Source organism: Myxococcales bacterium (assembly GCA_016720545.1).
GTDB lineage: Bacteria > Myxococcota_A > Polyangia > Polyangiales > Polyangiaceae > JAAFHV01.
This window is the reverse complement of sequence record JADKKK010000007.1, coordinates 133,294-157,175: the sequence shown is the minus strand read 5'-3', so window position 1 is coordinate 157,175 and position 23,882 is coordinate 133,294. Positions and strand designations below refer to the sequence as shown.

Below are 23,882 nucleotides of genomic sequence, written 5' to 3'. Positions count from 1 at the left end.
CGCCCGAGCCAACGCGAGGGTCGCGGGCGGTGCCCTCCCCGGACGCGAGCGACGCTCTACGCGCCAGCGCACGGACCCCGCGAGGCTCCCGCCGCGACGCGCGTGAGCTCTGCGGGTCGCGCCACGCCGCCCCGCGGCGGGTCGTGCTAGGTAAGGCCGCCCATGGCAGCAAGAAGGGCCTCGCTCGGCGCCATATTCCTCACGGTGTTCCTCGACCTGCTGGGCTTCGGGCTCGTGCTCCCGTTCCTCGCACAGGAGGCCCGCGCCACCTTCCACGTGTCGGCGTTCACCGGCACGCTGCTCTCAGCGGTGTACTCCGCGTCTCAGTTTCTGTTCATCCCCATTTGGGGCCGCCTCTCCGACCGCGTGGGGCGCAAGCCCGTGCTCGTGTGGTCGGTCTTGGCCACCGCGCTCGGCATGGCCGCGCTCGCCGGCTCGCTCGTGTTCGGGAGCACCGTCGCCCTGCTCTTCCTCGCGCGCGCGTGGAGCGGCATGGCCACCGCGAACCTCGGCACCGCCTCCGCGTACATCGCCGACGTGACCGGCCCCGAGGATCGCGCGAAGGGCATGGGCCTCATCGGCGTCGCGTTCGGCCTCGGCTTCATCCTCGGGCCCAGCCTCGGCGGGCCGCTGGCGGAGATCGCCATCCACGGGCGCACCGGCGCCGTGCCCTGCATCGTCGCGGCGTGCCTCAGCCTCGTGAACTTCGCGTGGATCGTCTTCGGCCTGCCCGAGTCGCTCCCGAAGGAGGCGCGCGCCCCGTCGAAGCGGCGCCTCACCCCGATCGACCTCGAGGCGCTCCGCGAGGCCTTCACCCTGCCCGGCGTGGCCACGGCGGTGCTGGTGAACTTCGTGCTGATCTTCGCCTTCACCGGCATGGAGCAGACCTTCCGATTCTTCAACGAAGACCTCTTCGCGATGGGCCCTCGCGACACCGGCTACCTGCTCGCGATGATCGGCGTCGTCGCCGCGCTCGTGCAGGGCGGCATGCGGCAGCTCTCGAAGCGCTTCACCGAGGCCCAGCTCATTCGCGCCGGAAGTCTGCTGCAAGCCGTTGCTTTTACAGGATTTTGCGCCTCTCCGGTGGTGGGGAAGTGGTTCCTCTACGTGTCGGGCGCCGTGCTCGCGCTCGGCAACGGGCTCACCCAGCCGAACACCTCGGCCTACGTCTCGAAGCGCGCGACCAAGCAGAACCAGGGGGCGACGCTCGGCGTAAACCAGTCGATCGCGAGCCTCGCGCGCACCTTCGGGCCCGCCGCGGGCGGCCTCCTCTACTCGGCCGTCGGCGCGCGCGCGCCCTACGTGGCCTCGGGGCTCGGCATGCTCCTCGCGTTCGGGCTGGCCCTCCGGCTGACCGAGGCGGGCGTCGTGGGCGCCGGGGGCGAGCGCGCCCAGCGCGGAGCGAGCCCCGAGCCGGTGGCGCCCGCCTCGTAAGACCGAGCGCGATCGCGTGAATGCCCCGCGCGCTTGGTCGTCCATTCCTGGCTCGGCTACCCTCGAGTCATCCGCCTATGCAACCTCACCACCCGCCCTCGCCCGCGCCGAACCGACGTCGACGCACGGCCCTCTTCGTCGCGCTCTTTTCCGTCGGCGGGCTCCTCGTGGTGGGCGGCGGGCTGCTCGGGAGGGCGCTCATCCAGCCGAGCGACGGCGGGTTCCTGCACTTTGCCGGGCAGACCCCGCGCAACGAGTGGCGCAGCGTCGACAAGAAGCACTGGCAGGCCGTCGCCGCGGCGGGCACGATCGAGGCCACCGACATCACCGACGCGCGCGAGAAGAACCGCGGCGCGTGCGGGCCCGGCATGGTCGAGGTGAGCGGCCGCTACAAGCTGGACGCCGACGGGAAAGACTCCTCCGGGGGCGTCGAGGAGCTCCAAAACAGCGCCTGCGTCGACTGGATCAGCAAAGAGTTCCCCGCGCGCTGCAAGACCTTCGACCGGCCGGGCTGGCTCGACCTCTCCCAGAAGCTGCCCACGAAGCCGCTCCGCTACTGCATGGACCGCTTCGAGTACCCCAACAAGAAGGGTGAAAACCCAATTATTGTGGTCACTTACAACGAAAGCACGGCGCTCTGCAAGGCGGCGGGCAAGCGCCTCTGCAACGAGACCGAGTGGACCTTCGCCTGCGAGGGCGAGGAGGCCGTGCCCTACCCCTACGGCTACGAGCGCGACGCGGAGGCGTGCAACGTCGATCGCCCGTGGAAGCCCTTCGCGGAGAACGGCCTCGCCCCGCGCGACGGCCAGAAGGCGCGGGCCGAGCTCGACCGCCTGTGGCAAGGGCAGCCTTCGGGGGCGAGCCCGAAGTGCAAGAGCCCGTTCGGCCTCTACGACATGACCGGCAACGTCGACGAGTGGACCAAGACCACCCGCACGAGCGGCGGCTTCGCGTCGGTCCTGAAGGGCGGCTACTGGGGCCCGGTGCGCGCGCGCTGCCGCCCAGCCACCCGAGCGCACAACGAGAACTTCGTGGCGTACCAGCAGAGCTTCCGGTGCTGCTCCGACGCGCCGGCCTCCACGACGACGGGCCTGGCCGACGCGGGCTCAGGGCCGGACGCAGGGCCGGACGCGGGGCCCGCCGAGCCGCAGCCCGCAGGCGTGCGCCTCGTGCCCGTCCCTCAGGAGGCGCGTAGGTCGGTCGAGGTGGACGACCAGGACGAGCAGGAGGAGCTGGCGAAGAAGGTCGGCCTCCAGTGTGGTGTGCGCGCCGTCGGTGATGTCGGCGATGTGGGCGATGCCGGCGCGTTCGCGGCCTTCGCCGTGGCGACCGCGCTCGGGGCCCGCCGCCTCCGCAGGCGGTCTGCGGGCTGAGACTTGACACCCCCGCGCCCGCGGGGGATATCCGCGGCATGGCCGACACGCACGCCCCGCGAGAGGAAGAGCCCAAGACCCCGATGTGGCTCCCGGCGCTCGGGGCCGCGCTGTTTCTCCTCGGGGGCATGTGGTGGGCGTGGTCGAGCTCGCCCTCGGCCACCCCGGCGGACCCGGCCCACCCCGCGGCCGGCAAGCCCGCGGCGGCGGCGCACCCCTGACGACCGTCGCGGGGTCGCCCGCGCAACGCCGCTGCCGGCGCGGTCTGCTTTCGCGGCGAAAGCGCTACCGCGACCGTAAGCCTTGAAGTTTGCGGAAAAACCCCGTAACCGCGCACGCCGTGAGCACCGCGCATCGGGTCATCATCGTCGGCGCCTCGGGGTACTCGGGCGGAGTGCTCGCGCGCCTCGTCGCGAGCCACCCTCGCCTCGAGCTCGCGGCCGCCACCTCCGACGCCCGCGCGGGCCGCTCGGTCGGGCGTGAGCTCGGCCTCCAGAGCGATCTCGCGTTCGTGAAGAACGGCGAGGCGCTCTCCGCCGCGGCCGGGTGCGACGTCGCGTTCCTCGCCACGCCCGCGGAGGTGTCTGCGGAGCTCGGCCCGCGCCTCGCAGAGGGTGGGCGGACGGTGATCGACCTCTCGGGCGCCTTCCGCCTCGCGACCGCCGACGACGTGCGTGTACATTACAGCTTTGCGCACCCCGACCCGGGTCGCCTCGGCAGCACGCCCTACGGGTTGCCCGAGCTCTTCGGTACGCCGCCGCGCGGCGCGCTGGTCGCCAACCCTGGCTGCTACCCCACCGCGACGCTGCTCGCGCTCGCGCCGCTCCTCCGCGCCGGGCTCATCGAGGCCGAGGGCCTCGTGGTGGACGCGAAGTCGGGCACCACGGGCGCGGGCCGCCAGGCCAAGGAAGAGCACTCGTTCGCCGAGGTGGCCGAGAACCTCCGCGCGTACAAGGTCCTCGCGCACCAGCACGAGCCCGAGATCGCGCAGAAGCTCGCGGCGTACGCGGGAACCCCTCCGCCCGGCGGGCCACCCGTCGCGCACGACCTGGTGTTCACCCCGCACCTCCTGCCCGTGCGACGCGGCCTGCTCGCGACCTGCTACGCGCGCCCGCGCGGCGGCGCCAACCTCGACGCCCTCGACGCGTGCCTGCGCGCGGCCTACGCGGGCGCGCCCTTCGTCGACGTCGTGGCGCCCGGCGAGGTGACCCTCGCCGCCGTGGTGGGCACGAACGTGTGCCGCGTCGGTGTGGCCGCACGGCCGGGCCGCGTGATCGTCATTGCAGCCATCGACAACCTCCTGAAGGGCGCCGCCGGCCAGGCCCTCCAGAACGCCAACCTCGCCCTCGGCCTCCCCGAGGCCATGGGCCTCGACGGCCTCCACCGGAGCGCAGCATGAGGATTCCTAAGGGTTTTTCGTTCGCTGGGGTCAACGCCGGGGTGAAGGCGCACCGCAAGGACATGGCGCTCGTGGCGAGCTCGGAGCCGTGCTCCGCCGCGGGCGTCTTCACCGTCAGCGCCGCGCGCGCGGCGCCGGTGGCCGACGCCGCCGCACGGCTCCCCGGCACGGGCTTTCGCGCCATCGTGGCCAACAGCGGCAACGCGAACGCCCTCACGGGCGCGCAGGGCCGCGACGACGTGGCGGCGGTTCACGCGGCCATGGGCAAGGCGCTGGGCGTGCCCGTCGAGAGCGTGCTGTCGGCCTCGACCGGCGTGATCGGCGTGCCCCTGCCGGTCGGCAAGCTCGTCGCGGGCTGCGCCGCCCTCGCCAAGCAGCGGGGCGACGCCCTCATCCCCGCGGCCGAGGCGATCCTCACCACCGACACGCGCGTGAAGCTCACGCACCGCACGGTCGCGGTCGGCGGCGTCACGGTCACGATCAGCGCGTTCTGCAAGGGCTCGGGCATGATCGCCCCCGAGCTCGCGACCCTGCTCGCGTTCATCGTCACCGACGCGACCGTCGACCCCAAGACGCTCCAGGCGATGCTCGAGCGCGTCACCCAGGGCAGCTTCGGCTGCCTCAACGTCGACAACGAGATGAGCACCAACGACGCGGTGTTCATGCTCGCGAACGGCGCCTCCGGAGCGCCCGCGCTCCGCGACAAGGCCGAGCTCGCGAACTTCGAGACCGCCCTCGCGAGCCTGTGCGTCGAGCTCACGCGCGCCGTGGCCGAGGACGGCGAGGGCGCCACCAAGCTCGTCGAGGTGCGGGTCTCGGGCGCGCCCACCGTGGAGATCGCGCGCGATCTCGCGAAGATCGTGGCAGGGTCGAACCTCGTGAAGGCGGCCATCTTCGGCGCCGATCCCAACTGGGGGCGCGTGCTCGCGTCGGTCGGCGCGCGGGCCGGGGCGAAGAAGTACCCGGTCGACGTGCTGAACGCGCGGGTGAGCATCCAGGGCGAGGTCGTGTTCGCCGAGGGCCGCCCGGCCGACGTCGACAGCGCGCAGCTCCGCGCCCGCATGCGCGAGCCGCAGGTGAAGATCGACGTGGCGTTCGCAGTCGGCGGAGGCGTCGGCGGCGCCGCCGAGGCGCTCGCGTGGGGCTGCGATTTCTCCTACGACTACGTGAAGATCAACGCCGACTACATGAGCCTCACCGGGGCCTCCCCCGAGGGCGTGGTCTCGCGTGACGACCGCCTCACGAACTACAGCCCCGCCTTCAAGCGCACGCTGCTGGTCGAGGCGCTCTCGTACATCGACAAGTTCGCGAAGAAGCGCACGGTCATCAAATACGGCGGCGCGGCCATGGTGAAGGACTCCCTGAAGGCGAGCTTTGCCAACGATATCAATCTCTTGCGTTCAGCCGGACTCCTGCCCGTGGTGGTGCACGGGGGCGGCCCCGAGATCTCCCGCACCCTCGAGAAGCTCGGGCAGGGCAAGAGCGAGTTCGTCGACGGCGTGCGCATCACCGGCGTAGAGGACGTCAAGGTGGTGGAGATGGTGCTCACCGGGCGCATCAACACCGAGCTCGTGTCGCTGCTGAACCAGCGCAGCGCGAACGCCGTGGGCGTGTCGGGCAAAGACGCGGGCCTGCTCCGCGCGCGCCGCCTCTACGGGAAAGAGGGCCGCGATCTCGGCATGGTGGGCGAGGTCGTGCAGGTGAACCGCGAGTACCTCGAGATGCTCCTCGAGAAGGGCTACGTGCCCGTGGTCTCGCCCGTGGGCCTCGGCGAAGACGGCGCGGGCTACAACATCAACGCCGACACCGCCGCGGCCGAGATCGCCGTGGCGCTGCAGGCCGAGAAGCTCATCTACCTGTCGGACGTGGCGGGCATCCTCGACCGGGGCGAGCTCATCAGCGAGATCTCCGCCACGGAGCTCCGCGCGCGCATCGACTCCGGCGTCATCGCCGGCGGCATGGCCGCCAAGGCGGAGAGCATCCTCAAGGCGCTCACCGGCGGCGTGCAGTCGGTGCACATCATCGACGGGCGCACCCCGCACGGCCTCATCGCGGAGCTCTTCACCGACCGCGGCATCGGCACCCTCGTACGGAGAGACTGACATGGCGACCGACCCGACCCCCGCCGCGAGCCTCGCCCGCACGGCCGCCACTGGCGCCGGCGGCATGCTCCCCGAGCTGCTCGCGTGGAGCTCGTCGATGGACGACGATCGCGGCCTCGCCCGGGAGGATCTGCTGGGCAGCGCGGCCCACGTCACGATGCTGGGCGTCACGGGGCTCGTGCCAGCCGAAGACGCGCGCGCGCTCCGCGCCGAGCTCCTCGCCATGCACGCGGCCGCCGAGCGCGACGAGCTGCCGCTCCTCACGGAGCCGTCGAACGAAGAAGACGTGCACATGGCCATCGAGGCCGCGCTCACCGCGAAGCTCGGCCTCGTGGGCAAAAGGCTGCATACTGCACGCTCCAGGAACGACCAGGTCTCCACGGCCCTGCGGCTCCACGTGCGCCGCGCGCGCGGCGAGCTGCTCGCGCAGGCGGGCGGCCTCTTGCTCGAGCTCGCGGGCCGCGGCCGCGAGGAGCTCGACCTCGTGCTCCCCGCGTACACCCACCGGCAGCGCGCGCAGCCCATCAGCGGGGGCTTCCTGCTCGCCGCGTGGGCGACCGGTCTCCACCGCGCCGCGCTCCGCCTCCGCGCGGTCGACGTGGGGCGCTGTCCGCTCGGCTCGGGCGCGTGCTCGGGCTCCTCGCTCGGCATCGATCGCGCTCTCACCGCGTCACTCCTCGGCTTCCGCGGCGGGCCCACCGAGAACGCGCTCGACACGGTGGGCGATCGCGACTTCTCGCTCGACTACGCGTACGCGGGCGCGCGGGTGCTCCTCGCGCTGTCGCGGCTGGCGACCGACGTCATCGACTACGCCACGAGCGAGTTCGGCTTCGTGAAGCTCGGCGACTGCATCTCTGCCGGGTCCAGCATGATGCCGCAGAAGAAGAACCCCGACGTGTTCGAGCTCGTCCGCTCGAAGGCCTCGTTCGGGGCAGGCAACGTCGTGCAGATGCTCACCCTCGTGCGGGGCCTCCACGCCGGCTACAGCCGCGACCTGCAAGACGATCGGCGCGCGACGCTCTCCACCGGGCCGCTCGTCCACGGCGCCCTGCGGGCCGTGCGCCTCGCGCTCCCGCACGTCACGTTCGACCGCGCGGCGTGCCTCCGCGCCGTCTCTGACGGCTCGACGCAGGCGACCGATCTCGCCGAGGCCCTCGTGCGGGCGGGCACGCCGTTCCGCGAGGCGTACCAGGCGGTGGGCGCGCTCGTGAGGGAGGCGACGGTGCTCGGCCGCCCGCTCGTCTCGCTCACGCCGGAGGTGGCCGCCCGCGTGCACCCCGCGCTCACGGCCGAGGCGCTCCTCGCCCTCGACCCTCGGCGCGCGGTGGCCGCGAAGGAGAGCGCTGGCGGCACGGGACCACGGGCAGTCACGGCGCAGCTCGAGGGCCTCGAGCGCGCCGCCGGCGAGCTGCTCGAGGCCGCAGGGCGTGACTCGCTCGCGGGCGTGCCCGAGCGCATCGCCGCGGTCGCCCTCTAGCGCTGGCCCCTCGCGCTCACAAAAGCGCAACTCTTTCGGGAACCTACAATGAAACGTGACTTCCTCTGCCTCTCCGATCTCACGCGCGCCGAGCTCGACTCGGTGCTCGACCTCGCGGCCACGCTCAAGGCCAAGCCGCGGGGCGCGGGCGTGCACCTGCTGCGCGGTCGCGCGATCGCGATCGTCATGGAGAAGGCCAGCACCCGCACGCGCATCTCGTTCGAGGTGGGCGTGGCGCAGCTCGGGGGGCACCCGGTCATCGTAACGACGCAGGGCACCCAGCTCGCGCGCGGCGAGCCCGTGCGCGACACGGCGCGGGTCCTCGCCCGCTACTGCGACGCCATCGTGTATCGAACCTTCGAGACCGCGCGCCTCCGCGAGATGGCCAGCGTGGGCGTGCCCGTCGTGAACGCGCTCACCGACGACGCGCACCCCGTGCAGGTGCTCGCCGACGTGCTCACCATGCGCGAGAGCCTCGCGGCGCGGGGCCTCGGCGCGCTCGCGGGCAAGCGCGTGGCGTTCGTGGGCGACGGCTCGAGCAACATGGCCCGCTCGTTCGTCGAGGCGGCGCGGGTCTTCGAGTTTCACCTCGCGCTCGCGTCGCCGAGCGACTTCCGTCCGCCGCCCGGAGAGCTCGAGACGGCCGGCTCGTGGGTGTCGGTCCACGCGAGGCCAGAGCCCGCGTGCGAGGGCGCCGAGTTCGTGCACACCGACGTGTGGACCAGCATGGGTCAAGAGGCCGAGAACGCCCGGCGCCAGGCGGCCTTCGCGGGCTACACGCTCGACGCCACGCTGCTCGCGAAAGCCTCCACCACCGCGCGAGTGATGCACTGCCTGCCCGCACACCGCGGCGAGGAGGTCACGGCAGACGTGCTCGAGTCGCAGGCCTCGATCGTCTTCGATCAAGCCGAGAACCGCCTCCATGCGCAGAAGGCGCTGCTCCTCTTCCTGCTCGGCCTCGGCGACGCCGACCTGGGCGCGTAGCCACGCCTCGCAAGCTCGACCGCGCGACGTGCGCGACGTGTCGAGAGTAGCCGCGGTCTCGCGCGGGGGCGCTCGGCGTCGTTCATCGACGGAGGCCTACGGCGTAGATCGAGCCCGCGGTCGAGGGATCGACCCACGCCGACACCTCGAGCTGCTGCGAGCCTCGGCGAAACGTGAGCGCGATGGCGCCCTCGCTCGCCACGAAGTCGGCCTCGACGAACCCATGGCTCAGCGCGAGCGCGCGGAAGTGCGCGGCGACCTCGCTGGGCGCGCCGGTCGGCAGGGTGAAGCGGTACGAGCGCTCACGCGGGCGGTCCTGGAAGGTGTCCGGCGTGGAGCCCGGCACGGGCACGAGCGTGAGCCCCCACGCGTCGAGCACGGTAGGCGGGAGCGGCGACGATGAGCGTCGGCGCGCGCAGTTGTCGGCCATGAAGGTGAGCAGCGGCGTGCGGGTCGAGTCGACCGTACACGTCACGGTGAGCAGGATGGTGGACCGCTCGGCGCTGAGCGAGAACGCCCCGGCCTCGAACGTACGCCCGAGCGTGTGGAACGAGGCGTCGTCGATGGCCGCGTCGTAGTGGGCGAGGAGGTGGCCGAGGTCGTCACCCGCGCACGCGAAGCTCGTGTGGCGCACGCCCTCTTCCTCTTCGTCGAGCAGCGGCTCCAGCGGCCGGTGCAGCTTGAGCCGTGATTCCCAGAGCGCGAGCTCCTCCATACTGAAACCCCCACCACGGACCCTAGCGCGTGCGCGCGCCGGGCGCGACTCGCGTACGGCGTGCGACTCGCAAGCCCTCGATTTCACGCAAGTAAGCGCCCCCCGCCGCGAGGCGAGGGGCGCTCCATGCGACGCGCTACGGTTCAGTAGCCCGCGCCGTAGCCCCCGGGCGGCGGGCCGCCGTAGCCACCCCCTGGCGAGCCGTAGCCACCCCCGAAGCCGCCCGCCGGAGGAGGCCCGCCGGGCGCGCCGAAGCCGCCGGAGAACCCGCCACCCGAGAAGCCCCCGTAGGTGGGATCTTGTCCGGTGAGGCGGAGGTACACGATGGCGTACGCCAGCGACACGAGGGGGAGCGCGACGAACATGCCGATGTAGCAGGCGACGCAGCCGACGATGAGGATGCCGACCGAGATGAGGCCGAGCAAGAAGAGCTTCACCTTGTGCCCGTTGGTCGCCTCCCAGCTCGCCTTCAGCGCCTGGATGGGGCCCATGTTCTTGTCGACGACGAAGTACTGCGCGAGGCCGAGCCCGAGGGCGAGGATGACGCCCGGGACGAGGAAGAAGAGCATGCCCGCGTAGATCGCGAGCATCATGAGGAACATCGCGGCGAGCATGGCCGGGAAGCGCCCCATCGACGAGAACATGTCGCCGAACTGAGGCGTGCCGCCGCGGCCGGCGGTGAGCCAGATCTTGATGAGGCCCGGCTGGAAGAGCATCTGCACGATGAAGCCGATGAGCGCGCAGACGCCGTTCACGGCCTGGTACTCGTCGCTGTGCACGTCCATGGCGCCGCTGGCGACCAGCCCCGCGGGGAACGCGCGCGGGATGCCACCGATGAGGCCCGCGAGGAACATCGAGAACACGAGCGTCGCCCAGTGGGGGCCAAACTTGCCCCACGCCGAGCTCACGATCTCGCCCGGTTCCCAAGGCTGCGGCGCGCCGCTGGCCTGGGCGAAGCCGTCTGGCGAGGGCCCGCCGGGCTGCGCGGGCGCGGAGTACGGATTGTAGTTCATGGCAACCCCTCGCCTTCGGCTCGGGCTCGCCTTCGACCTGCGTTCGCCCCTTCGGGGCTCACTTCGAGGTTCATGGCAACCCCTCGCCTCGGCTTCGGCTCGCCTTCGGCTCGCCTTCGACCTGCGTTCGCCCCTTCGGGGCTCACTTCGAGGTTCATCGGGGGTCTCTCCTCGCGATTGCGGACGCCTCGCGGCGTGGTTCGGCGCCCATCGCGGAGCGCTTGCGCGGAGTGTAGCTCCCGATCCGAGCGTGCGCGACCGAATCGCTTCGAGCGTCAGCGCCGGCTCGAAGGCGGCCGTGCGCTCGCCGGGCCGGTCGCGACGCGCTCCGCGGCGTCGCGCTTCACCGTGGATGGTGGCGGCGTGGAGGCTCGACTCGCCCGCCGGTCGGCGAGGCGCCCGTGGCGGATGTCCTTGCCGCGCACCATGAACACCACCATCTCGGCGATGTTGGTGGCGTGGTCGGCGAGGCGCTCGATGTACTTCGCGATCGATTGGACCCGCGTCGCGCGGTAGATGTTGCGCGGGTTCTCCATCATGTAGGTGAGGAGATCCCGGAAGATAGAGTCGTAGTAGGCGTCGACCGCGGCGTCGCGCTCGATCACGGACTCCGCGCGCGTCACATCGGAGGCGACGAACGCGTCGAGCGCGTCGCGCAGCATTCCCTGCGCGGCCTCCGCCATGTTCACGAGGTCGACGTAAGGCTTCAGCGTGGGCTCCGTGTTGAGCTCGAGCACGCGCTCGCAGATGTTCACGCCGAGGTCGCCCATGCGCTCGAGGTCGGTCACGAGCTTGAGGGCGATGGTCAGGAAGCGCAGGTCGGAGGCGACGGGCTGCCGCCTCGCGAGCACCCGCAAGCAGAGCTCGTCGGTCTCCACCTCGAGGCGGTTGATCTGGCGGTCGGTGTCGAGGGTGCGCTGGGCGAGCTCGCTGTCGCGCTCGATGAGCGCGCGCATGCTGTCGCGCAGCATGTCCTCCACCTTGGCGCCCATGAGGAGGAGCTGCTCGCGGATCTTTCGCAGCTCACCTTCGTACTCGCGGTCGGTGTGGGCCCGGCTCATTCGACGGGGCACGGTGTAGTCGAAATTGGACCGCACCGCGAAGTCGCTGTTCCGCGCCACGCCACGCGTGCGAAGATTCCGCCAGGAGGTGGACATGGCGCTCCGAGCGACGCTGGGTGCATGGGTGACGGTGGGGCTGATGGCCTGCGGGCCTGCGATCCCCGAGGACGGCTTCTCGCAGCAAATCACGGCCCGGTGCGCGACGGCCGGCGGATGCGAAGAGGCGCTGAAAGAGGCCAACGCACGCGCGGCGAGCTGCAAGGCGAAGGGCGGTGACTGCATCTGGGTCAACGAAGACCTCGCCTCGGTCCAGCGCCTGAACAAGCGGCACGTCGACGAGTCGCAAGCTCGGGCGGCCCGCGCCGCCCAGCCCGCTCCCACCGCGGCGCCCACGAGCTCGGCCGTCGCGGCGTCCCTCGCGGCCGTGCCTATGTCGGAGCACGAGTCCGTGCTGCGGACGGCGCTGGCCGACTGCAAGGCGACGGCGAAGCTCGAGCGGTGCACCGAAGGCGCCTCCCCCGCGGAGCAGGCGAAGTGCGAGGACGAGTGCAAGAAGTTCGGGGCCCAGCGCTCCGACGACCTCTTCAAGGGGCAGCTCCGCGCCTGCGCCGAGGCCGCGGTGGCCGATCCGAAGGCGACCCAGTGCGCCACCGACGGGCGCGTGTGGGCCCCCAAGGAGCGCCTGGGGGAGTGCTCGAAGAAGTGCGCCGCGCTGGGCCCGAAGCTCCGCGCGTACGACGCGGCCCGCGTGAAGTGCTGCGACGGCACGCGCTCGGCCACCTGCACGAACGCGATGCACGGGGCCGAGTGCTGCGCGGCGAACGGCGGGGTGTGCCAGGAGCCCAAGCCCACCGAGTGACCCTCCGACCCCCGCGACGAGCAGGCTCCTCGTCCTCCACGCCGCGGGGGCGAACGCGGAACCTCCGCCGCCAGATCCAGGTGCCTCTCCGCGCCGACGGCGGCCTCACGCTCGTGGTCGTAGCCGACACGCACAGCGAGCCGCACGCCGAGGCCACGCGACGGATCGCCGCGGTTGGCCCCGATCTTATCGTGCACGCGGGAGATATCGGCGCGCGCCGCGTGCTCGACGACCTCGGCGCGCTCGCGCCCGTCTACGCCGTGCGGGGCAACATCGACGAGCGGGCGCCCGACCTGGCCGACGAGCTCATCCTCGACCTCACCGACGCGGCCGGCGCGGTGGCGCTCCGGCTCGCCGTGCTCCACATCGGGCAGAACGGTCCTCGCCTCCGCGCCGACGCGACGCGCCTCGCGCGCGCCGAGGGCGCCGATCTGCTCGTGTGCGGGCACTCGCACGTGCCCTTCGTCGGGCGCGACGCGGGCGTGGTCGTGTTCAACCCGGGGTCGATCGGGCCGCGGCGCTTCCACCTGCCGATCGTGTTCGGCGTGCTCGAGATCGCGGCGGGCGCGATGCGCACGCGCCACGTGTGCTGCGAGACGGGCGAGCCGTGGTTGCCCGCGCCGCCGCGGCCGTAGCCCGAAGCCGCGTAACGGCATAGAATCACTAAAGAATGCACCCCCTACTGGTCGGCGGCGTATGCGCACTGCACCAGCGCACACGACTCGGCGGCGCAGTGCACGAACGCACGCCGGCGCGCGGGCACGATGGCGCTCAGGGCGGCTCGGCACGCGTCGAACGTCATGTGCCGATAGCGACGCGGCACCCGGGCGCAGCGGTCGGCGACGTCCCGGCACTCGCGATCGATCGCCGGGGTCGGGTCGAGACACGCGACGCCGAAGGACTCCGCGGCGCACGCCATCGCCGCGTTGAACTCGCAGAGCTCGGCCTTGCCGCTCTTCGCTTGGAGGCACGCGGCGGCGTGGGCGGCCGCGCGGGGCGTGAGCCACCGCTTGAAGCGCTGGCACTCGTTCAGGGTGTCGCGATAGCTCTCGCAGGTCGGGCCCGGCGGCCGCGAGAGGGCGCAGCCTGGCCACGCGCCGACCGCGTTTCCGGCGGTGGCGCAGGCTTGCGGGTGGAGGCTGCTCGCGAGCGGCGGCGTCGCACCACTCCCGGGCTCGTACGGGGCCTCGTCGCCCGTATCGCTCGCCGCGGACGCTGGCTGTGGCTGTGGCGGCTCGGGCGCGACGGGGCGCTCGGGCACACCCGCGTCGAGCGCGACGGGCGCGACGGGCGCGACGGGCGGCGGAGGGAGCTCCGGCACCGTGACCGAGTCGGCCGCGACCGGCGGCGCCGTCGGACCGCAGGCGGCGAAGAGCGCGGCGGTGAGGGCGAGAAAGCTCGCGCGATCGACCTGCATGGCCCGAAGGTATCACTTCGCGCCCGCGCGCAAGCAGCGGCCGGGAGCGTACAATCGACGGATGCGGCTCGGTCCCTGCCTCCTCCTGCTTGGCTGCGCCGCGCCCGCGCGCCTCGAGGGCACGGCCGGGGCGGCGGGCGCTCCGGCCTCTTCGGGCGCTCCGGCCTCTTCGGGCGCTCTGGCCTCTTCGGGCGCTCCGGCGACCGCGTCCGTCGCGACGGTGACCTCCGAAGCCCCCACGTCCGCGGAGGGCCCCTGCGGAGGGCGCGCGAAGCGGTGGTCCTTCAACGAGGGCTCGCAGGCCTTCGCCCGCGTGCAGCGAGGGTGGTCGAAGGCTCGGGTCAGCGCGGCGCTCGGCGCACCGTCCAGCTGCGAGCGCGACGTGTGGACGTACGTCGGCGGACCGTACACGGGACCGGAGGTGCGTTACCGGCTCACCTTCGCGCGCGGAGTGGTCGCGGCCATCGACCACTCCGCCGTGGCCTGCCGCATGGTGGAGCGCACCGAGTGAACAGTACCCCGAATCACGCCGCGACCGTCGCCGCACGCCACCTCGTTGGCGTCGCGGCCCGCGCCCGACGGGCGGTGCGCTCATGAGCGACGACAAGACGAACGACGCCCCGACGCCTGCCACGGCCGAGGACCGCGAGGACCGCGACGCGATCGTGGCCCGGAGGCGCCTGCTCGTGGACGCGACTCTCCGAGCGCCGGTGACACCGCGCCCACCCACCGGAGCGCCCCAGGCGTCGCCGATGCCCTGCCTCAGCATCGCGTCCGGGCACCCGATGGAGCCCGTCGCGCCCGCCGGCTTCGAGCTGCCGCCGCCGCCGCCGGACAACGCGCGGCCCGCGCGCCTCGCCCTCGGGGCGCTGGCCCCGATCACCGCCGTCGGCGCCTTCGTCCTGGGCGTCCCCGAGCTCAGCCTCGTGTCCGTCGCGTTCGCCGCGCTCTGCGCGCTCACCGTGCGGGGGCGGCGGGAGACGGTGGGGCAGTCGCTCGCGATGGCCGCGCTCGACCGCGCGGCGCGCGGGCGTTTCGACGAGGCGCGCGCGCTGCTCGACGCGGTGGCTCCGCCCCGACACTTCTCGCACCTCGGCCAGGTGGTCGACTCGCAGCGGGCCGCGCTCGCGCTCTACGAGGGCGACCTCGAGGCCGCCGAGGCGTTCGCCACGGAGGCCGCGCGGGAGGGCGCGCGGCTGGGAATGTTGGGTGAGCTGCACCGGGGGAGCGCCCTCTCTCTGCGCGCCGTTGCGCGGGCGGCCCTTGGCAAAAAAGACGATTCTTTGTCTGATGTTGCGAAGCTTCGAGGGTCCTCGTTTCGGCAGGGTTCGTTCGTGGCGAGGGCCGCGCTCGCCGAGGCGCTCTTGTTCGCGCGGGAGCGTGATCTCGAGTCGCTCTCTCGTGTGCTCCGCGACGAGCGTGCGCTCCTGTTCGGTGCCACCGGCCCGCGCGAGCGCATGGTGGCGAGGGCCCTCGCGCGCATGGTGGCGGCCCGAAGGGTGAGCGTCTACCGGGAGCCGGGCAAACGCGACGAAGAGCCGCTCAGCGAACAGGCCTCGTGGGTGGCGCGGCTCGCGCCGGACGCGGCGGCCTACGCGAACACGGCAACGCTCGGCGCGCCCCAACCCGCCCCCGCTCGCCTCGACCCGGACGTGATCGCACGCGCAGAGAAGGGCGCGCCAAAGCCGCGCTCGCGTCGTGCGCGGCTCCTCGCGGTCGCGGGGTTGCTCCTCCTCGGGTTCTCCGCGCTCCTCGTGCTCGTCCGCGCGCGCGGACCGGCGCTCGAGCCGGCACCGATCGAGCCGGCGCCGATCCTCCCGCTCACGGTCGCGCTCCCGGTCCTCGCCGGGCTCGTGGGCGTCATCGCTTATCGGTACCTGCGCAGCAAGCGCCGGGTCGCGGACCTCAGCGCGGCCGGCGAGCTGCGTCTCCGCGGGCTCCACGAGGAGGCGCGCGCGGTGCTCGCGCCGCTGGTTCGCGACAAAGGGCTCCTGGTGGCGCCCCAGGCGCACCGCGAGCTCGCCGCGATCGCCAACGCGACGGGCGATCCGCGCGAGGCCGCCGCCCAGGCCGAGGCGGGCATTCGTGGCGTGCACGTCAGCGAGACCTCGAGGACGCTAGCGAGGCCCGTGCTGCTCCCGCAGCTCTACGGGGAGCTCGCGGCGGCGCTCGCCGCGGAGGGCCGCGTCGCCCGCGCAGAGGAGGAGCTCGACCGCGTCCGCGCGCTGCACGCCGACTACCCGTTCCTCGCGCGCGACACGTTCCGCGTGCGGCTCGTAGGCCTAGCCGCCACCGGGCGCCTCGACGAGGCCGCAGAGCTCGCCCGCTCGCGCCCCGTCGACCTCTTCCTCTCGATGCACGAGGAGCTCCTCTGCGACGCGCTGCGCGTCCACGCCGGCGACAGGCTCCCGGAAGGAGAGCGCGAGCGCGTCGAGCTCGAGGTCGGCGAGGAGCCCCGCGGCGGCTTCCTCGCGCGGGTCGCGCCTGCGCTGCACGCCGAGCTGCCCCGTCGCGGGGCGCGCGTCGTGGTCGCGGAGGAGCCCCCTCCCTCGAGCGGCCTGGCCGACGACCAAGAGGTCGAGGAGTCGGAGCCTCCGGAGCGCGCACAAACGCGATGAGCGCGATGAGCGCGATGAGCGCGATGAGCGCGATGAGCGCGATGAGCGCGATGAGCGCGATGAGCGCGCCTCAGCCGAAGCGACCGGTGATGTACTCCTCGGTGCGCGGATCTTCGGGCCGCGTGAAGAGGACGTCGGCCAGGCCGTACTCGACCACCTCACCCAGGTAGAAGAACGCCGTGTAGTCGGACACGCGCGCCGCCTGCTGCATCGAGTGGGTCACGATCACGATGGTGTACCGGTCGCTGAGCTCGTGAATGAGCTCCTCGATGCGCGCGGTGGCGATCGGATCGAGCGACGAGCACGGCTCGTCCATGAGGATCACCTCCGGCTCCAGGGCGAGACACCGCGCGATACAGAGCCTCTGCTGCTGCCCGCCGGAGAGGCCGCCAGCGGTCCTCCCGAGCCCGTCCTTCATCTCCGACCAGAGCGCCGCCTGGCTGAGCGCCGCCTCGACCACCGAGTCGGCGTTGGCGGGCCGGATGCCGTTCAGGCGCAGGCCGGAGAGCACGTTGTCGCGCACGGACATGTCCGGGAAAGGATTGGGTTTTTGGAACACCATCCCGACCCGACGCCGCACACTCACGGGGTCGACCTCGGGCCCGTAGATGCTCTCGCCGTCGAGCAGCACCTCGCCCGTGCGCGTGGCCCCGGGGACCACCTCGTGCATGCGGTTCAGGCACCGGATGAACGTGGACTTGCCGCAGCCCGAGGGCCCGATCACGGCGGTGACGCGGTTCTCGACGACCGGCATCGTCACGCGCTTCAGCGCGACGGCCTCGCGGAACGCCGCGCCGAGCGCGACGGCCTCCATCTTCGCGGGCCGGGGCTTCGGCGGCGGCGCGCTCGAGCGGCTCATGGGCGCTCCTCGCGGCTAGGACGAGACGGGGAGACGAGGCGCGCGACGACGTGAAACGTCAGGACCACCGCCACGAGCGCGAGGGCGGCGCTCCAGGCGCGCGCGCTGGCGACGGCGGGGTCGGGCTCGGTCGAGGCCGTGTACACCGCCACGGAGAGCGCCTCGACGCGAGCGCTCGCGCCGAGGAGCAAGAGCGGCGCGGTCTCCCCGGCAGCACGCCCGATCGCGACGAGCGCGCCGGTCGCGATGCCCCGGGCCGCGCTCGGGAGCACCACGCGCGCGATGACCTGGAACCGGGTCGCGCCGAGCGCGAGCGCCGCCTCACGCACGCGCTCGGGGACGCTGCGGACGGCGACCTCGGTGGCGCGCGCCACCGTGGGCACCATCACCAGCGCGAGCACGGCGCTGCCGAGGAGCGACGACGGGCGCGCGCCGGTGCCCGCGACGACCACCGCGGCGAAGGCGGCGAACACGACCGACGGGATGGCCGCGAGCCCGTCGGCCGCGACGCGCGCGGCGGCGACGAGACGGCCGGTGCGCGCCTCGGCGAGGTGCACGCCTGCGAAGAACCCCACGGGGAGCGCCGCCGCGCACGCCACGCCCACGACCTCGGCCGTCCCGAGGGCCGCGCGAAGCAGCCCCGCGCCGCCCCGTGCGTGCGCGAGCCCGCGGAGCCCGTGAGCGATCACGGAGAACAGGACCTCGCCGAGCGCCACGACCGTGATCACGGTCGCCACCGTGGCGAGCCCGCGCACGAGGGCTTCGCTCGCGCGGCGCGAGCCGAGGGTGCGCTCGGAGCGGGCGCCGTCCAGCGCAGCCAGGGGCCCGCGGGGGATCTCCGGGCGCGCGCGCGCGGCGGTGGAGGGGCTGGGCGTGGCGAGGCTCATGGCGCCTCGCCGAGCTCGCCCTCGGAGGGACCGGTCGAGAGCCCCGCCGAGCGGCGGCGGAGCGTGCGCCGGACGACGCCGTGGGCGCCGAGATTGAAGGCCACGGTGGTCACGAGCAGCACGAGCCCAAGCTCGCTCAGGGCGGAGGCGTGCGCGCCCTCCGCGCCCCCGAGCTCCGCGAGGAGCAGGCTGGCCGCGGTGTGCGCGGGCGTGAGGAGCGACGACGCAGAGCGCACGCTGCCGCCGATCACCATCGAGACCGCCATCGTCTCGCCGAGCGCGCGGCCGAGCCCGAGCATCACCGCCGCGAACAGGCCCGCGCGCGCGTGGGGCAGCACGACATACCGCACCACCTCCCACCTCGTACCTCCAAGCGCGAGCCCCGCCTCGCGCAGCGACGCGGGCACGGCGGAGATCACGTCGCGCATGACGGCCGTGATCGTGGGGAGGGCCATGAGGGCGAGCACGAGCGCCGCGGAGAGCACGCCGAAGCCCGCGCGCGGGTCGTGGTGGACGGGGCGCGCGAGGGCCTCGCGCACGAACGGGACGAGGACCGCGATCCCCCAGAGGCCGTAGACGACCCCGGGCACGGCCGCGAGCACCTCGACCAGCGACGCGAGCGGCCCTCGCGCCCTCGGCGGCGCGAACTCGGTCACGTAGAGGGCGACGAGGAAGCCGCCCGGGACGGCGAGGGCGAGCGCGAGGGCCGACGTGAGCCACGTGTCCGCTAGCACGGTGAGCGCGCCGAAGCTGCCCGCGGCCGGGTCCCACGTGGACGTCGAGACGAACCGGAGCCCCTCGGACGAGAGGGCCCCCCGCGCGCCGAGCGCGAGCGCCACGACCATCCCGGCCACCGTGGCCACGAGCAGGACGCACGCGGCCTGCGCGAGGCCACGCAGCGACACCGCGACGCCGCGCGTGACGCGCTCGACGGGCCGGCTCACGCCTCGCTCCCCTCGCTCGCGTTTGGCGCTCACGGCAGCGCCCGGTTCGAGGGGCGCTCGCGCGGCGTGATCTTCTGCGCGGGGAGGCTCACCGTGAAGCACATTCCGCGGCCCGGCGAGCTCTGCACCTTCACGCCGCCATCCATGGCCTCCGAGAGGTGCTTCACGATCGCGAGCCCGAGCCCGGTGCCGCCCACGTCGCGCGAGCGCCCCGGGTCGACCCGGTAGAACCGCTCGAAGAGGCGCGGCAGGTGCTGCGCCTCCACGCCCGGGCCCGTATCGCTCACCGTGAGGCGCGCGAGGGGACCCTCCAGCGTGGCGCCGATCGTGACCGACGAACCCTCCGGGCAGTACTTGACCGCGTTGTCGACGAGGTTCGTCACGACCTGCTCGAGGGCGCGGCGGTCGGCGTAGACCTCGACGCCGTCGGCGACGTCGACCAGCACGCGCATGTCCTTCTTCTGCGCGCGCTCCTTGAAGAGCGTCGCGACGTGTTGAGCGAAGGCGCGAAACGCGAGCAGCTCGGGCTTGAGCTTGAGCTCGCGCGACTCGATGCGCGAGAGATCGAGCAAATCCTCGATGAGGCGCTGGAGCCGCTCGCCGTTGCGCTCGATGATCGAGAGGAACTGCTCGGCGGCCTCGGGGTCTCTTCGCTGCGCGATGCGGAGGGTCTCCGCCGCCGAGAGCACCGCCGTCACGGGCGTGCGCAGCTCGTGGGAGACGTTCGCCACGAAGTCGCGACGCAGCGACTCGAGTCGACGGATCTCGGTGACGTCGAAGAACACGGCGAGCACGCCGCCGCCCTCGCCCTCGAACGACGAGGCGCGCACGAGGAGCCGCCGCGGCTTGATGCCGCCCACCTCGACCTCGCCCGAGCACGCAGACCTAAGCTTGCGCGCGCGGTCGAACAGCTCCTTCAGCTCGGCGTGCCGCACGACCTCGAGGAGCGGCACGCCCACCATGTCGCTGCGCACGAGCAGCATCTCGCGAAACGCAGGGTTCATGAGCGCCACGTCCCCCGCCCCGTCGAGCAACATCACGCCCTCTTGCATGCCCTCGAGCACGCCGCTCAGGAGGTCGCGCTCCTCGCGCAGCTCACCGAGGGTGCGCGCGAGGTTGCTGGCGAGCTGGTCGAGCGCTTGACCGAGCTCGCGGGACTCTTCTTGCTCGTGGACGCCGAGGGTCCGCGCGCTGAGGTCTCCCTCTTGAATGCGACGCGCCGCCTCGGTCAGCGGGCGCACGAGCGACAGCGCCGCCCGCGCCGAGGCCTCCGAGACCAGCGCCGCGCACACCGCCGCGCCGAACAGCGCCGCGAGCGCCGCGCCGCCCGTGAGCCTCGAGGTGAGCGCGAGCGTCGTCGCGCCGAACAGCGCAAAGAGCGCCAACGACAGGGGAAACAACCGCCCGCGAACGCCGCCGCGCAAGGCGCCTAGCTCGCGTCGTCGGGCGTCGACGCGAAGCGATAGCCCACGCCGCGCACGGTCTCGATGTAGTCGCCCGACGCGCCTAGCTTCTCGCGCAGCCGCTTCACGTGGGTGTCCACCGTGCGCGTGGTGATGTCGGCCTCGATCCCCCAGACGTCGCTCAGCAGCGTGGCGCGGCTCTGCACGCGGTTCTTGCGGTCGTACAGCGTGACGAGCAGCTTGAACTCGAGCGCGGTGAGCTCGAGCTCGTCGCCCGCGGACCACACGCGGTGCGCGTCGCGGTCGATCTTCAGAGTGCCGAACACGATCTCCGCGCCCGCCGTGGGCTCGAGCGTGCCGCGCCGGAGAATGGCCTGAATGCGGAGCAGCAGCTCGCGCACGCTGAACGGCTTGACCACGTAGTCGTCGGCGCCGAGCTCGAAGCCGACGACGCGATCGATCTCCTCGCCCTTCGCCGTGAGGATGACGACCTGCGTCCCGCGGAGCGCCGGATCGGCCTTGATCTGACGACAGACCTCGGTGCCGGACATGTCGGGGAGCATGAGGTCGAGGAGCACGAGATCGGGCTTCTTCTCGCGCACGGCGCGGAGCCCGTCGTCGCCCCGGCTCGCCACCACGACCTTGTGGCCCCGGTCGCGCAGGTTGTACTCGAGGACCTGCTGGATGTCCGCCTCGTCTTCGATGACAAGGATCTTCGCCATGCGCGCAGTCTAGGCCGTCGAGGGGCGTGGGCTGTGACGAATGGGTGTCATGAGCGCGACGACGCGCACGCGCCTCGCGGTCGTAGCGGTTGACGCGGCGCCCGCGCCGTTCGATAGCAGCGTTGGGATGTTCGAAGGGATCCGCGTGGTCGTCGTCGTGCCGGCCTACGACGAGGAGCGGCACCTCCGCGCGGTGCTCGCGGGCCTGCCCGCGTGGGTCGACTCCGCGCTCGTGGTCGACGACGCGAGCCGCGACGGCACCCGCCGCGTGGCGCGCGAGGTGGCGGCGCTCGACGGGCGCGTGCGACTGCTTTGTCACCCCTCGAACCGCGGCGTCGGCGCGGCGATCGTGACCGGCTACCGCGAGGGCGCGGCCCTGCACCCGGGCGACCGCGTCGCCCTCGTGGTCATGGCGGGCGACGGGCAAATGAGCCCCTCCGACCTGCCCGCCCTGGTGGCGCCGATCGCCGCCGACGCCGCCGACTACGTGAAGGGAAACCGCTTCGCGCGCCCCTCGATCGCCCAGATGCCGCGCGATCGCTACCTGGGCTCGCTCGTGTTCTCGCGGCTCACCGCCGCCGCGACGGGCCTCCCCATCCACGACAGCCAGTGTGGGTACACCGCGCTCTCCGGCGAGGCGTGCGCGGCCCTCGACCTTGACACACTCTGGCCCGGCTTCGGGTATCCCAACGACCTCCTGGGGCAGCTCGCGGTTCGCGGGCTCCGGGTGGCGGAGGTGCCCGTCGAGGCGAGCTACGCCGACGAGACCAGCAAGCTCCGGTGGCGCCACCTCCCCGCGATCGCCTGGCTGGTTGGCCGCGCCCTCTGGCGGCGCCGCGGCCGGGAGCCCCGCCGACGGTGACCCGTGCGTGCGCTGACGGAGGCGCCCCACCTCTGCCCTCCACGCGCGAGCGGACGCCGAATCCACGCCTGAGCAGGTCGGCACATCTTTTGCTTACTCACACCGCTCACTCACCCGAAGGAACGCTGATGCCCCGTATCCCCCGTCGACTCACCCGGCCGCTGGCGCTCTTCGCGTCGCCCGTGCTCCTCGGGTTCGCCGCGCTGGCCTCGCTGACCGTGCCGGCCTGCGGGGGCCTGGTGACCGATCCGCCCCCGGCCGAGGTCGACTCCGGCGTGGTCGTGCCGCCGCCGCCGCCGCCGCGCGACGCGGGTCGGCCGGGGCTCGACGCCGCTCTCCCGCCGGCTCCGCCGCGGCCGCCGCTGCCGCCCGTGACGCAAGCGCCCGAAATCCTGTTCGACCCCGTCGAGTCCGGCCAGACCGTCACGCTCGCGGTGCCGCCCAACGCGCTCGGCTTCAACGTCGTGGTGCGCGGCGAGGCGAACGACGTGGTCGGCATTCGGACCCTCACCAGCCCATCGGGCGAGGTGGTCCTCCGCGACCACCGGGTCATCGGAGCCTCCTTCGAGACGAGCGAGGGCGACCAAGGCATCGCCGCCGCGTCGGTGCCCCAGAACCGCCTCGCGTCCGCGGCCCCGGTCGAGCCTGGCGCGTGGACCGTGCAGGTGACCGGCCCCACCGGCCGCGCCCTGCGTGTGTCGGCGCGCGTTCAGATCTCCGGGGACGGCACGTTCCGAGGGGGCGCCGCCGATCTCCACGTCTACCTGCCCAAGGGGCTGCGCATCGACGACCCCACGTCCTCGCACGTCGTCAGCGCCGCGACCGCGGCCACGGATCGGGCCGTCGAGGCGCGCCTGTCCCCGTTGTTTCAAGGGCTCGAGGCCGGCTTCGGCGTCATCCGGGGCGACGTGACCTTCCACGACGTCGACGCAGCCTTCCTCCGCATCGCCAACGAGAGCGCCCTCGCGCGCGCGTTCGGCGCGTCGAGTGGCGTGGCCGACGGGGGGCAGGCGCTCCACGTGCTGTTCACCAACGACCTCGACCTCGGCGACGGCGTCTGGGGCATCGCCCCCGGCATTCCGGGAGCGGCCACGCGCACGGGCACGTCCATGAGCGGCGTGGTGCTCGCCATCACGCCGGAGACGCCCGCCGACCTCGACGGCCTCGCCTTGCTCCACGAGTTTGGGCACTTCATCGGGCTCGCCCACACGACCGAGTTCAGCCGCGACTTCGTCGATCCGCTCGACGACACGCCCTCCTGTGTCGGGATCCTCGATCCACAGCGACCGTCGAGCATCGACCGCTGCCCCGACAAAAACAACCTCATGTTCCCCACGCTTTGGGGAGACACGATCACCGTGAGCGACTCGCAGCGCATCATTCTGCGCGGCTCACCCTCGTACAAGGCGTTCGTCGGCGCCGCCACGCCCGTCGCCGACGCCGGGACCCCGCTCGACGCCGGGACCCCGCCCGGCTTCATGCCGCCGCGCGCCCCCGGACCGACCGCGCTGCCGATCGCTCGCGGGGCGATCCGGCTCACGCGCTCTGGGCGGCCCCTCACCGCGACCGAGCGCTTCGTGTTCGGTGGCCTGTGCGGACAGACCCCGCTCGACGCCGGGCGCTTCGCAGGTCACCTTGGCGGGGTCGCGGCCCGCGAGGAGCTCGCCCGCATGGCCCACGACGCGGACCTCCCAGGTATCCTGCGCACGCGCGCCGCCCGCATGCTCGCCCACGCGCCGCGCTGAGACCCGCG

22 protein-coding genes are annotated in these 23,882 nt (G+C 72.9%); 13 read left to right on the top strand and 9 right to left on the bottom strand.

What is annotated here, in order from left to right; all coding sequences use genetic code 11:
* The first annotated feature begins 162 nt into the window (after positions 1 to 162).
* The 7 genes from IPQ09_16440 to argF all read left to right on the top strand — a co-directional run bounded on the left by IPQ09_16440 (position 163) and on the right by argF (position 8,769).
* Positions 163 to 1,434: an MFS transporter gene (locus IPQ09_16440; GenBank protein MBL0195781.1), complete on the top strand. Its 1,272-nt coding sequence runs from the start codon at positions 163 to 165 to the stop codon at positions 1,432 to 1,434.
* Positions 1,435 to 1,511: 77 nt separating this feature from the next.
* Positions 1,512 to 2,807, top strand: a complete 1,296-nt coding sequence (locus IPQ09_16435) for an SUMF1/EgtB/PvdO family nonheme iron enzyme (GenBank protein MBL0195780.1) — start codon at positions 1,512 to 1,514, stop codon at positions 2,805 to 2,807.
* A gap of 38 nt (positions 2,808 to 2,845) precedes the next feature.
* Positions 2,846 to 3,028 (top strand): hypothetical protein, encoded by a 183-nt coding sequence (locus IPQ09_16430; protein MBL0195779.1) that lies wholly within the window; start codon positions 2,846 to 2,848, stop codon positions 3,026 to 3,028.
* A 119-nt stretch (positions 3,029 to 3,147) separates the two neighbouring features.
* Positions 3,148 to 4,206, top strand: a complete 1,059-nt coding sequence (argC, locus tag IPQ09_16425) for an N-acetyl-gamma-glutamyl-phosphate reductase (protein ID MBL0195778.1) — start codon at positions 3,148 to 3,150, stop codon at positions 4,204 to 4,206.
* Positions 4,203 to 6,308 (top strand): bifunctional glutamate N-acetyltransferase/amino-acid acetyltransferase ArgJ, encoded by a 2,106-nt coding sequence (argJ, locus tag IPQ09_16420; protein MBL0195777.1) that lies wholly within the window; start codon positions 4,203 to 4,205, stop codon positions 6,306 to 6,308. Before argC ends, argJ begins: the two co-directional genes overlap by 4 nt.
* 1 nt (position 6,309) lies before the next feature.
* On the top strand, positions 6,310 to 7,785 hold the full coding sequence (gene argH, locus IPQ09_16415; protein MBL0195776.1) for an argininosuccinate lyase: 1,476 nt from the start codon (positions 6,310 to 6,312) through the stop codon (positions 7,783 to 7,785).
* Between the two features lie 48 nt (positions 7,786 to 7,833).
* Entirely contained in the window at positions 7,834 to 8,769 is a 936-nt protein-coding gene (gene argF / locus IPQ09_16410) for an ornithine carbamoyltransferase (GenBank protein MBL0195775.1), read from the top strand.
* An 82-nt stretch (positions 8,770 to 8,851) separates the two neighbouring features.
* On the opposite strand, the gene IPQ09_16405 is transcribed toward argF, so the two are convergent.
* The 3 genes from IPQ09_16405 to phoU all read right to left on the bottom strand — a co-directional run bounded on the left by IPQ09_16405 (position 8,852) and on the right by phoU (position 11,558).
* On the bottom strand, positions 8,852 to 9,484 hold the full coding sequence (locus IPQ09_16405) for a hypothetical protein (GenBank protein MBL0195774.1): 633 nt from the start codon (positions 9,482 to 9,484) through the stop codon (positions 8,852 to 8,854).
* Positions 9,485 to 9,627: 143 nt separating this feature from the next.
* Positions 9,628 to 10,497: a hypothetical protein gene (locus tag IPQ09_16400; GenBank protein MBL0195773.1), complete on the bottom strand. Its 870-nt coding sequence runs from the start codon at positions 10,495 to 10,497 to the stop codon at positions 9,628 to 9,630.
* Between the two features lie 275 nt (positions 10,498 to 10,772).
* Complete coding sequence (phoU, locus tag IPQ09_16395) at positions 10,773 to 11,558, bottom strand: phosphate signaling complex protein PhoU (protein ID MBL0195772.1); 786 nt, start codon at positions 11,556 to 11,558, stop codon at positions 10,773 to 10,775.
* Positions 11,559 to 11,652: 94 nt separating this feature from the next.
* Between phoU and IPQ09_16390 the strand changes: the two genes are divergently transcribed.
* Together IPQ09_16390 and IPQ09_16385 are read left to right on the top strand one after the other, a co-directional pair.
* A complete protein-coding gene (locus tag IPQ09_16390) occupies positions 11,653 to 12,417 on the top strand; it encodes a hypothetical protein (GenBank protein MBL0195771.1) in 765 nt (254 codons plus the stop codon).
* A complete protein-coding gene (locus tag IPQ09_16385) occupies positions 12,414 to 13,052 on the top strand; it encodes a metallophosphoesterase family protein (protein MBL0195770.1) in 639 nt (212 codons plus the stop codon). The genes IPQ09_16390 and IPQ09_16385 overlap by 4 nt, the downstream gene beginning before the upstream one ends.
* Before the next feature lie 44 nt (positions 13,053 to 13,096).
* On the opposite strand, the gene IPQ09_16380 is transcribed toward IPQ09_16385, so the two are convergent.
* Complete coding sequence (locus IPQ09_16380) at positions 13,097 to 13,834, bottom strand: hypothetical protein (GenBank protein ID MBL0195769.1); 738 nt, start codon at positions 13,832 to 13,834, stop codon at positions 13,097 to 13,099.
* A 61-nt stretch (positions 13,835 to 13,895) separates the two neighbouring features.
* Between IPQ09_16380 and IPQ09_16375 the strand changes: the two genes are divergently transcribed.
* Both IPQ09_16375 and IPQ09_16370 read left to right on the top strand, forming a co-directional pair.
* The gene (locus IPQ09_16375) at positions 13,896 to 14,345 is read left to right on the top strand and encodes a hypothetical protein (protein MBL0195768.1); all 450 of its coding nucleotides are present in this window, start codon (positions 13,896 to 13,898) and stop codon (positions 14,343 to 14,345) included.
* 82 nt (positions 14,346 to 14,427) lie between these two features.
* A complete protein-coding gene (locus tag IPQ09_16370; protein ID MBL0195767.1) occupies positions 14,428 to 16,452 on the top strand; it encodes a hypothetical protein in 2,025 nt (674 codons plus the stop codon).
* Between the two features lie 70 nt (positions 16,453 to 16,522).
* Here IPQ09_16370 and pstB read toward each other — a convergent pair whose 3' ends face one another.
* Genes pstB through IPQ09_16345 form a run of 5 tightly spaced genes read right to left on the bottom strand, consistent with a single transcriptional unit; the run spans position 16,523 to position 21,267 of the window.
* Positions 16,523 to 17,311, bottom strand: a complete 789-nt coding sequence (gene pstB / locus IPQ09_16365; protein MBL0195766.1) for a phosphate ABC transporter ATP-binding protein — start codon at positions 17,309 to 17,311, stop codon at positions 16,523 to 16,525.
* Positions 17,308 to 18,198, bottom strand: a complete 891-nt coding sequence (locus tag IPQ09_16360) for an ABC transporter permease subunit (protein MBL0195765.1) — start codon at positions 18,196 to 18,198, stop codon at positions 17,308 to 17,310. Before IPQ09_16360 ends, pstB begins: the two co-directional genes overlap by 4 nt.
* Positions 18,195 to 19,142 carry a phosphate ABC transporter permease subunit PstC gene (gene pstC / locus IPQ09_16355; GenBank protein MBL0195764.1) on the bottom strand — a complete coding sequence of 316 codons (948 nt, stop codon included), beginning with the start codon at positions 19,140 to 19,142 and terminating at the stop codon, positions 18,195 to 18,197. Before pstC ends, IPQ09_16360 begins: the two co-directional genes overlap by 4 nt.
* Before the next feature lie 29 nt (positions 19,143 to 19,171).
* Complete coding sequence (locus tag IPQ09_16350) at positions 19,172 to 20,527, bottom strand: PAS domain-containing protein (protein ID MBL0195763.1); 1,356 nt, start codon at positions 20,525 to 20,527, stop codon at positions 19,172 to 19,174.
* A gap of 44 nt (positions 20,528 to 20,571) precedes the next feature.
* Positions 20,572 to 21,267: a response regulator transcription factor gene (locus IPQ09_16345; GenBank protein ID MBL0195762.1), complete on the bottom strand. Its 696-nt coding sequence runs from the start codon at positions 21,265 to 21,267 to the stop codon at positions 20,572 to 20,574.
* Positions 21,268 to 21,394: 127 nt separating this feature from the next.
* Here IPQ09_16345 and IPQ09_16340 point away from each other — a divergent pair, with 127 nt between their 5' ends.
* Together IPQ09_16340 and IPQ09_16335 are read left to right on the top strand one after the other, a co-directional pair.
* Positions 21,395 to 22,129: a glycosyltransferase family 2 protein gene (locus tag IPQ09_16340; protein ID MBL0195761.1), complete on the top strand. Its 735-nt coding sequence runs from the start codon at positions 21,395 to 21,397 to the stop codon at positions 22,127 to 22,129.
* A gap of 128 nt (positions 22,130 to 22,257) precedes the next feature.
* Positions 22,258 to 23,874 (top strand): hypothetical protein, encoded by a 1,617-nt coding sequence (locus IPQ09_16335; GenBank protein MBL0195760.1) that lies wholly within the window; start codon positions 22,258 to 22,260, stop codon positions 23,872 to 23,874.
* The last annotated feature ends 8 nt before the right edge of the window (positions 23,875 to 23,882 follow it).

What these genes read in the sequence shown, in the direction of transcription:
- IPQ09_16440 (MBL0195781.1), top strand. Translation starts at nt 163, where the DNA reads ATGGCAGCAAGAAGGGCCTCGCTCGGCGCCATATTCCTCACGGTGTTC.
- IPQ09_16380 (MBL0195769.1), bottom strand. Translation starts at nt 13,834, where the DNA reads ATGCAGGTCGATCGCGCGAGCTTTCTCGCCCTCACCGCCGCGCTCTTC.
- IPQ09_16335 (MBL0195760.1), top strand. Translation starts at nt 22,258, where the DNA reads ATGCCCCGTATCCCCCGTCGACTCACCCGGCCGCTGGCGCTCTTCGCG.
- IPQ09_16340 (MBL0195761.1), top strand. Translation starts at nt 21,395, where the DNA reads ATGTTCGAAGGGATCCGCGTGGTCGTCGTCGTGCCGGCCTACGACGAG.
- IPQ09_16400 (MBL0195773.1), bottom strand. Translation starts at nt 10,497, where the DNA reads ATGAACTACAATCCGTACTCCGCGCCCGCGCAGCCCGGCGGGCCCTCG.
- argJ (MBL0195777.1), top strand. Translation starts at nt 4,203, where the DNA reads ATGAGGATTCCTAAGGGTTTTTCGTTCGCTGGGGTCAACGCCGGGGTG.
- IPQ09_16370 (MBL0195767.1), top strand. Translation starts at nt 14,428, where the DNA reads ATGAGCGACGACAAGACGAACGACGCCCCGACGCCTGCCACGGCCGAG.
- argF (MBL0195775.1), top strand. Translation starts at nt 7,834, where the DNA reads ATGAAACGTGACTTCCTCTGCCTCTCCGATCTCACGCGCGCCGAGCTC.
- IPQ09_16345 (MBL0195762.1), bottom strand. Translation starts at nt 21,267, where the DNA reads ATGGCGAAGATCCTTGTCATCGAAGACGAGGCGGACATCCAGCAGGTC.
- argH (MBL0195776.1), top strand. Translation starts at nt 6,310, where the DNA reads ATGGCGACCGACCCGACCCCCGCCGCGAGCCTCGCCCGCACGGCCGCC.
- IPQ09_16405 (MBL0195774.1), bottom strand. Translation starts at nt 9,484, where the DNA reads ATGGAGGAGCTCGCGCTCTGGGAATCACGGCTCAAGCTGCACCGGCCG.
- phoU (MBL0195772.1), bottom strand. Translation starts at nt 11,558, where the DNA reads ATGAGCCGGGCCCACACCGACCGCGAGTACGAAGGTGAGCTGCGAAAG.
- IPQ09_16360 (MBL0195765.1), bottom strand. Translation starts at nt 18,198, where the DNA reads ATGAGCCTCGCCACGCCCAGCCCCTCCACCGCCGCGCGCGCGCGCCCG.
- IPQ09_16435 (MBL0195780.1), top strand. Translation starts at nt 1,512, where the DNA reads ATGCAACCTCACCACCCGCCCTCGCCCGCGCCGAACCGACGTCGACGC.
- IPQ09_16375 (MBL0195768.1), top strand. Translation starts at nt 13,896, where the DNA reads ATGCGGCTCGGTCCCTGCCTCCTCCTGCTTGGCTGCGCCGCGCCCGCG.
- pstB (MBL0195766.1), bottom strand. Translation starts at nt 17,311, where the DNA reads ATGAGCCGCTCGAGCGCGCCGCCGCCGAAGCCCCGGCCCGCGAAGATG.
- IPQ09_16430 (MBL0195779.1), top strand. Translation starts at nt 2,846, where the DNA reads ATGGCCGACACGCACGCCCCGCGAGAGGAAGAGCCCAAGACCCCGATG.
- IPQ09_16390 (MBL0195771.1), top strand. Translation starts at nt 11,653, where the DNA reads ATGGCGCTCCGAGCGACGCTGGGTGCATGGGTGACGGTGGGGCTGATG.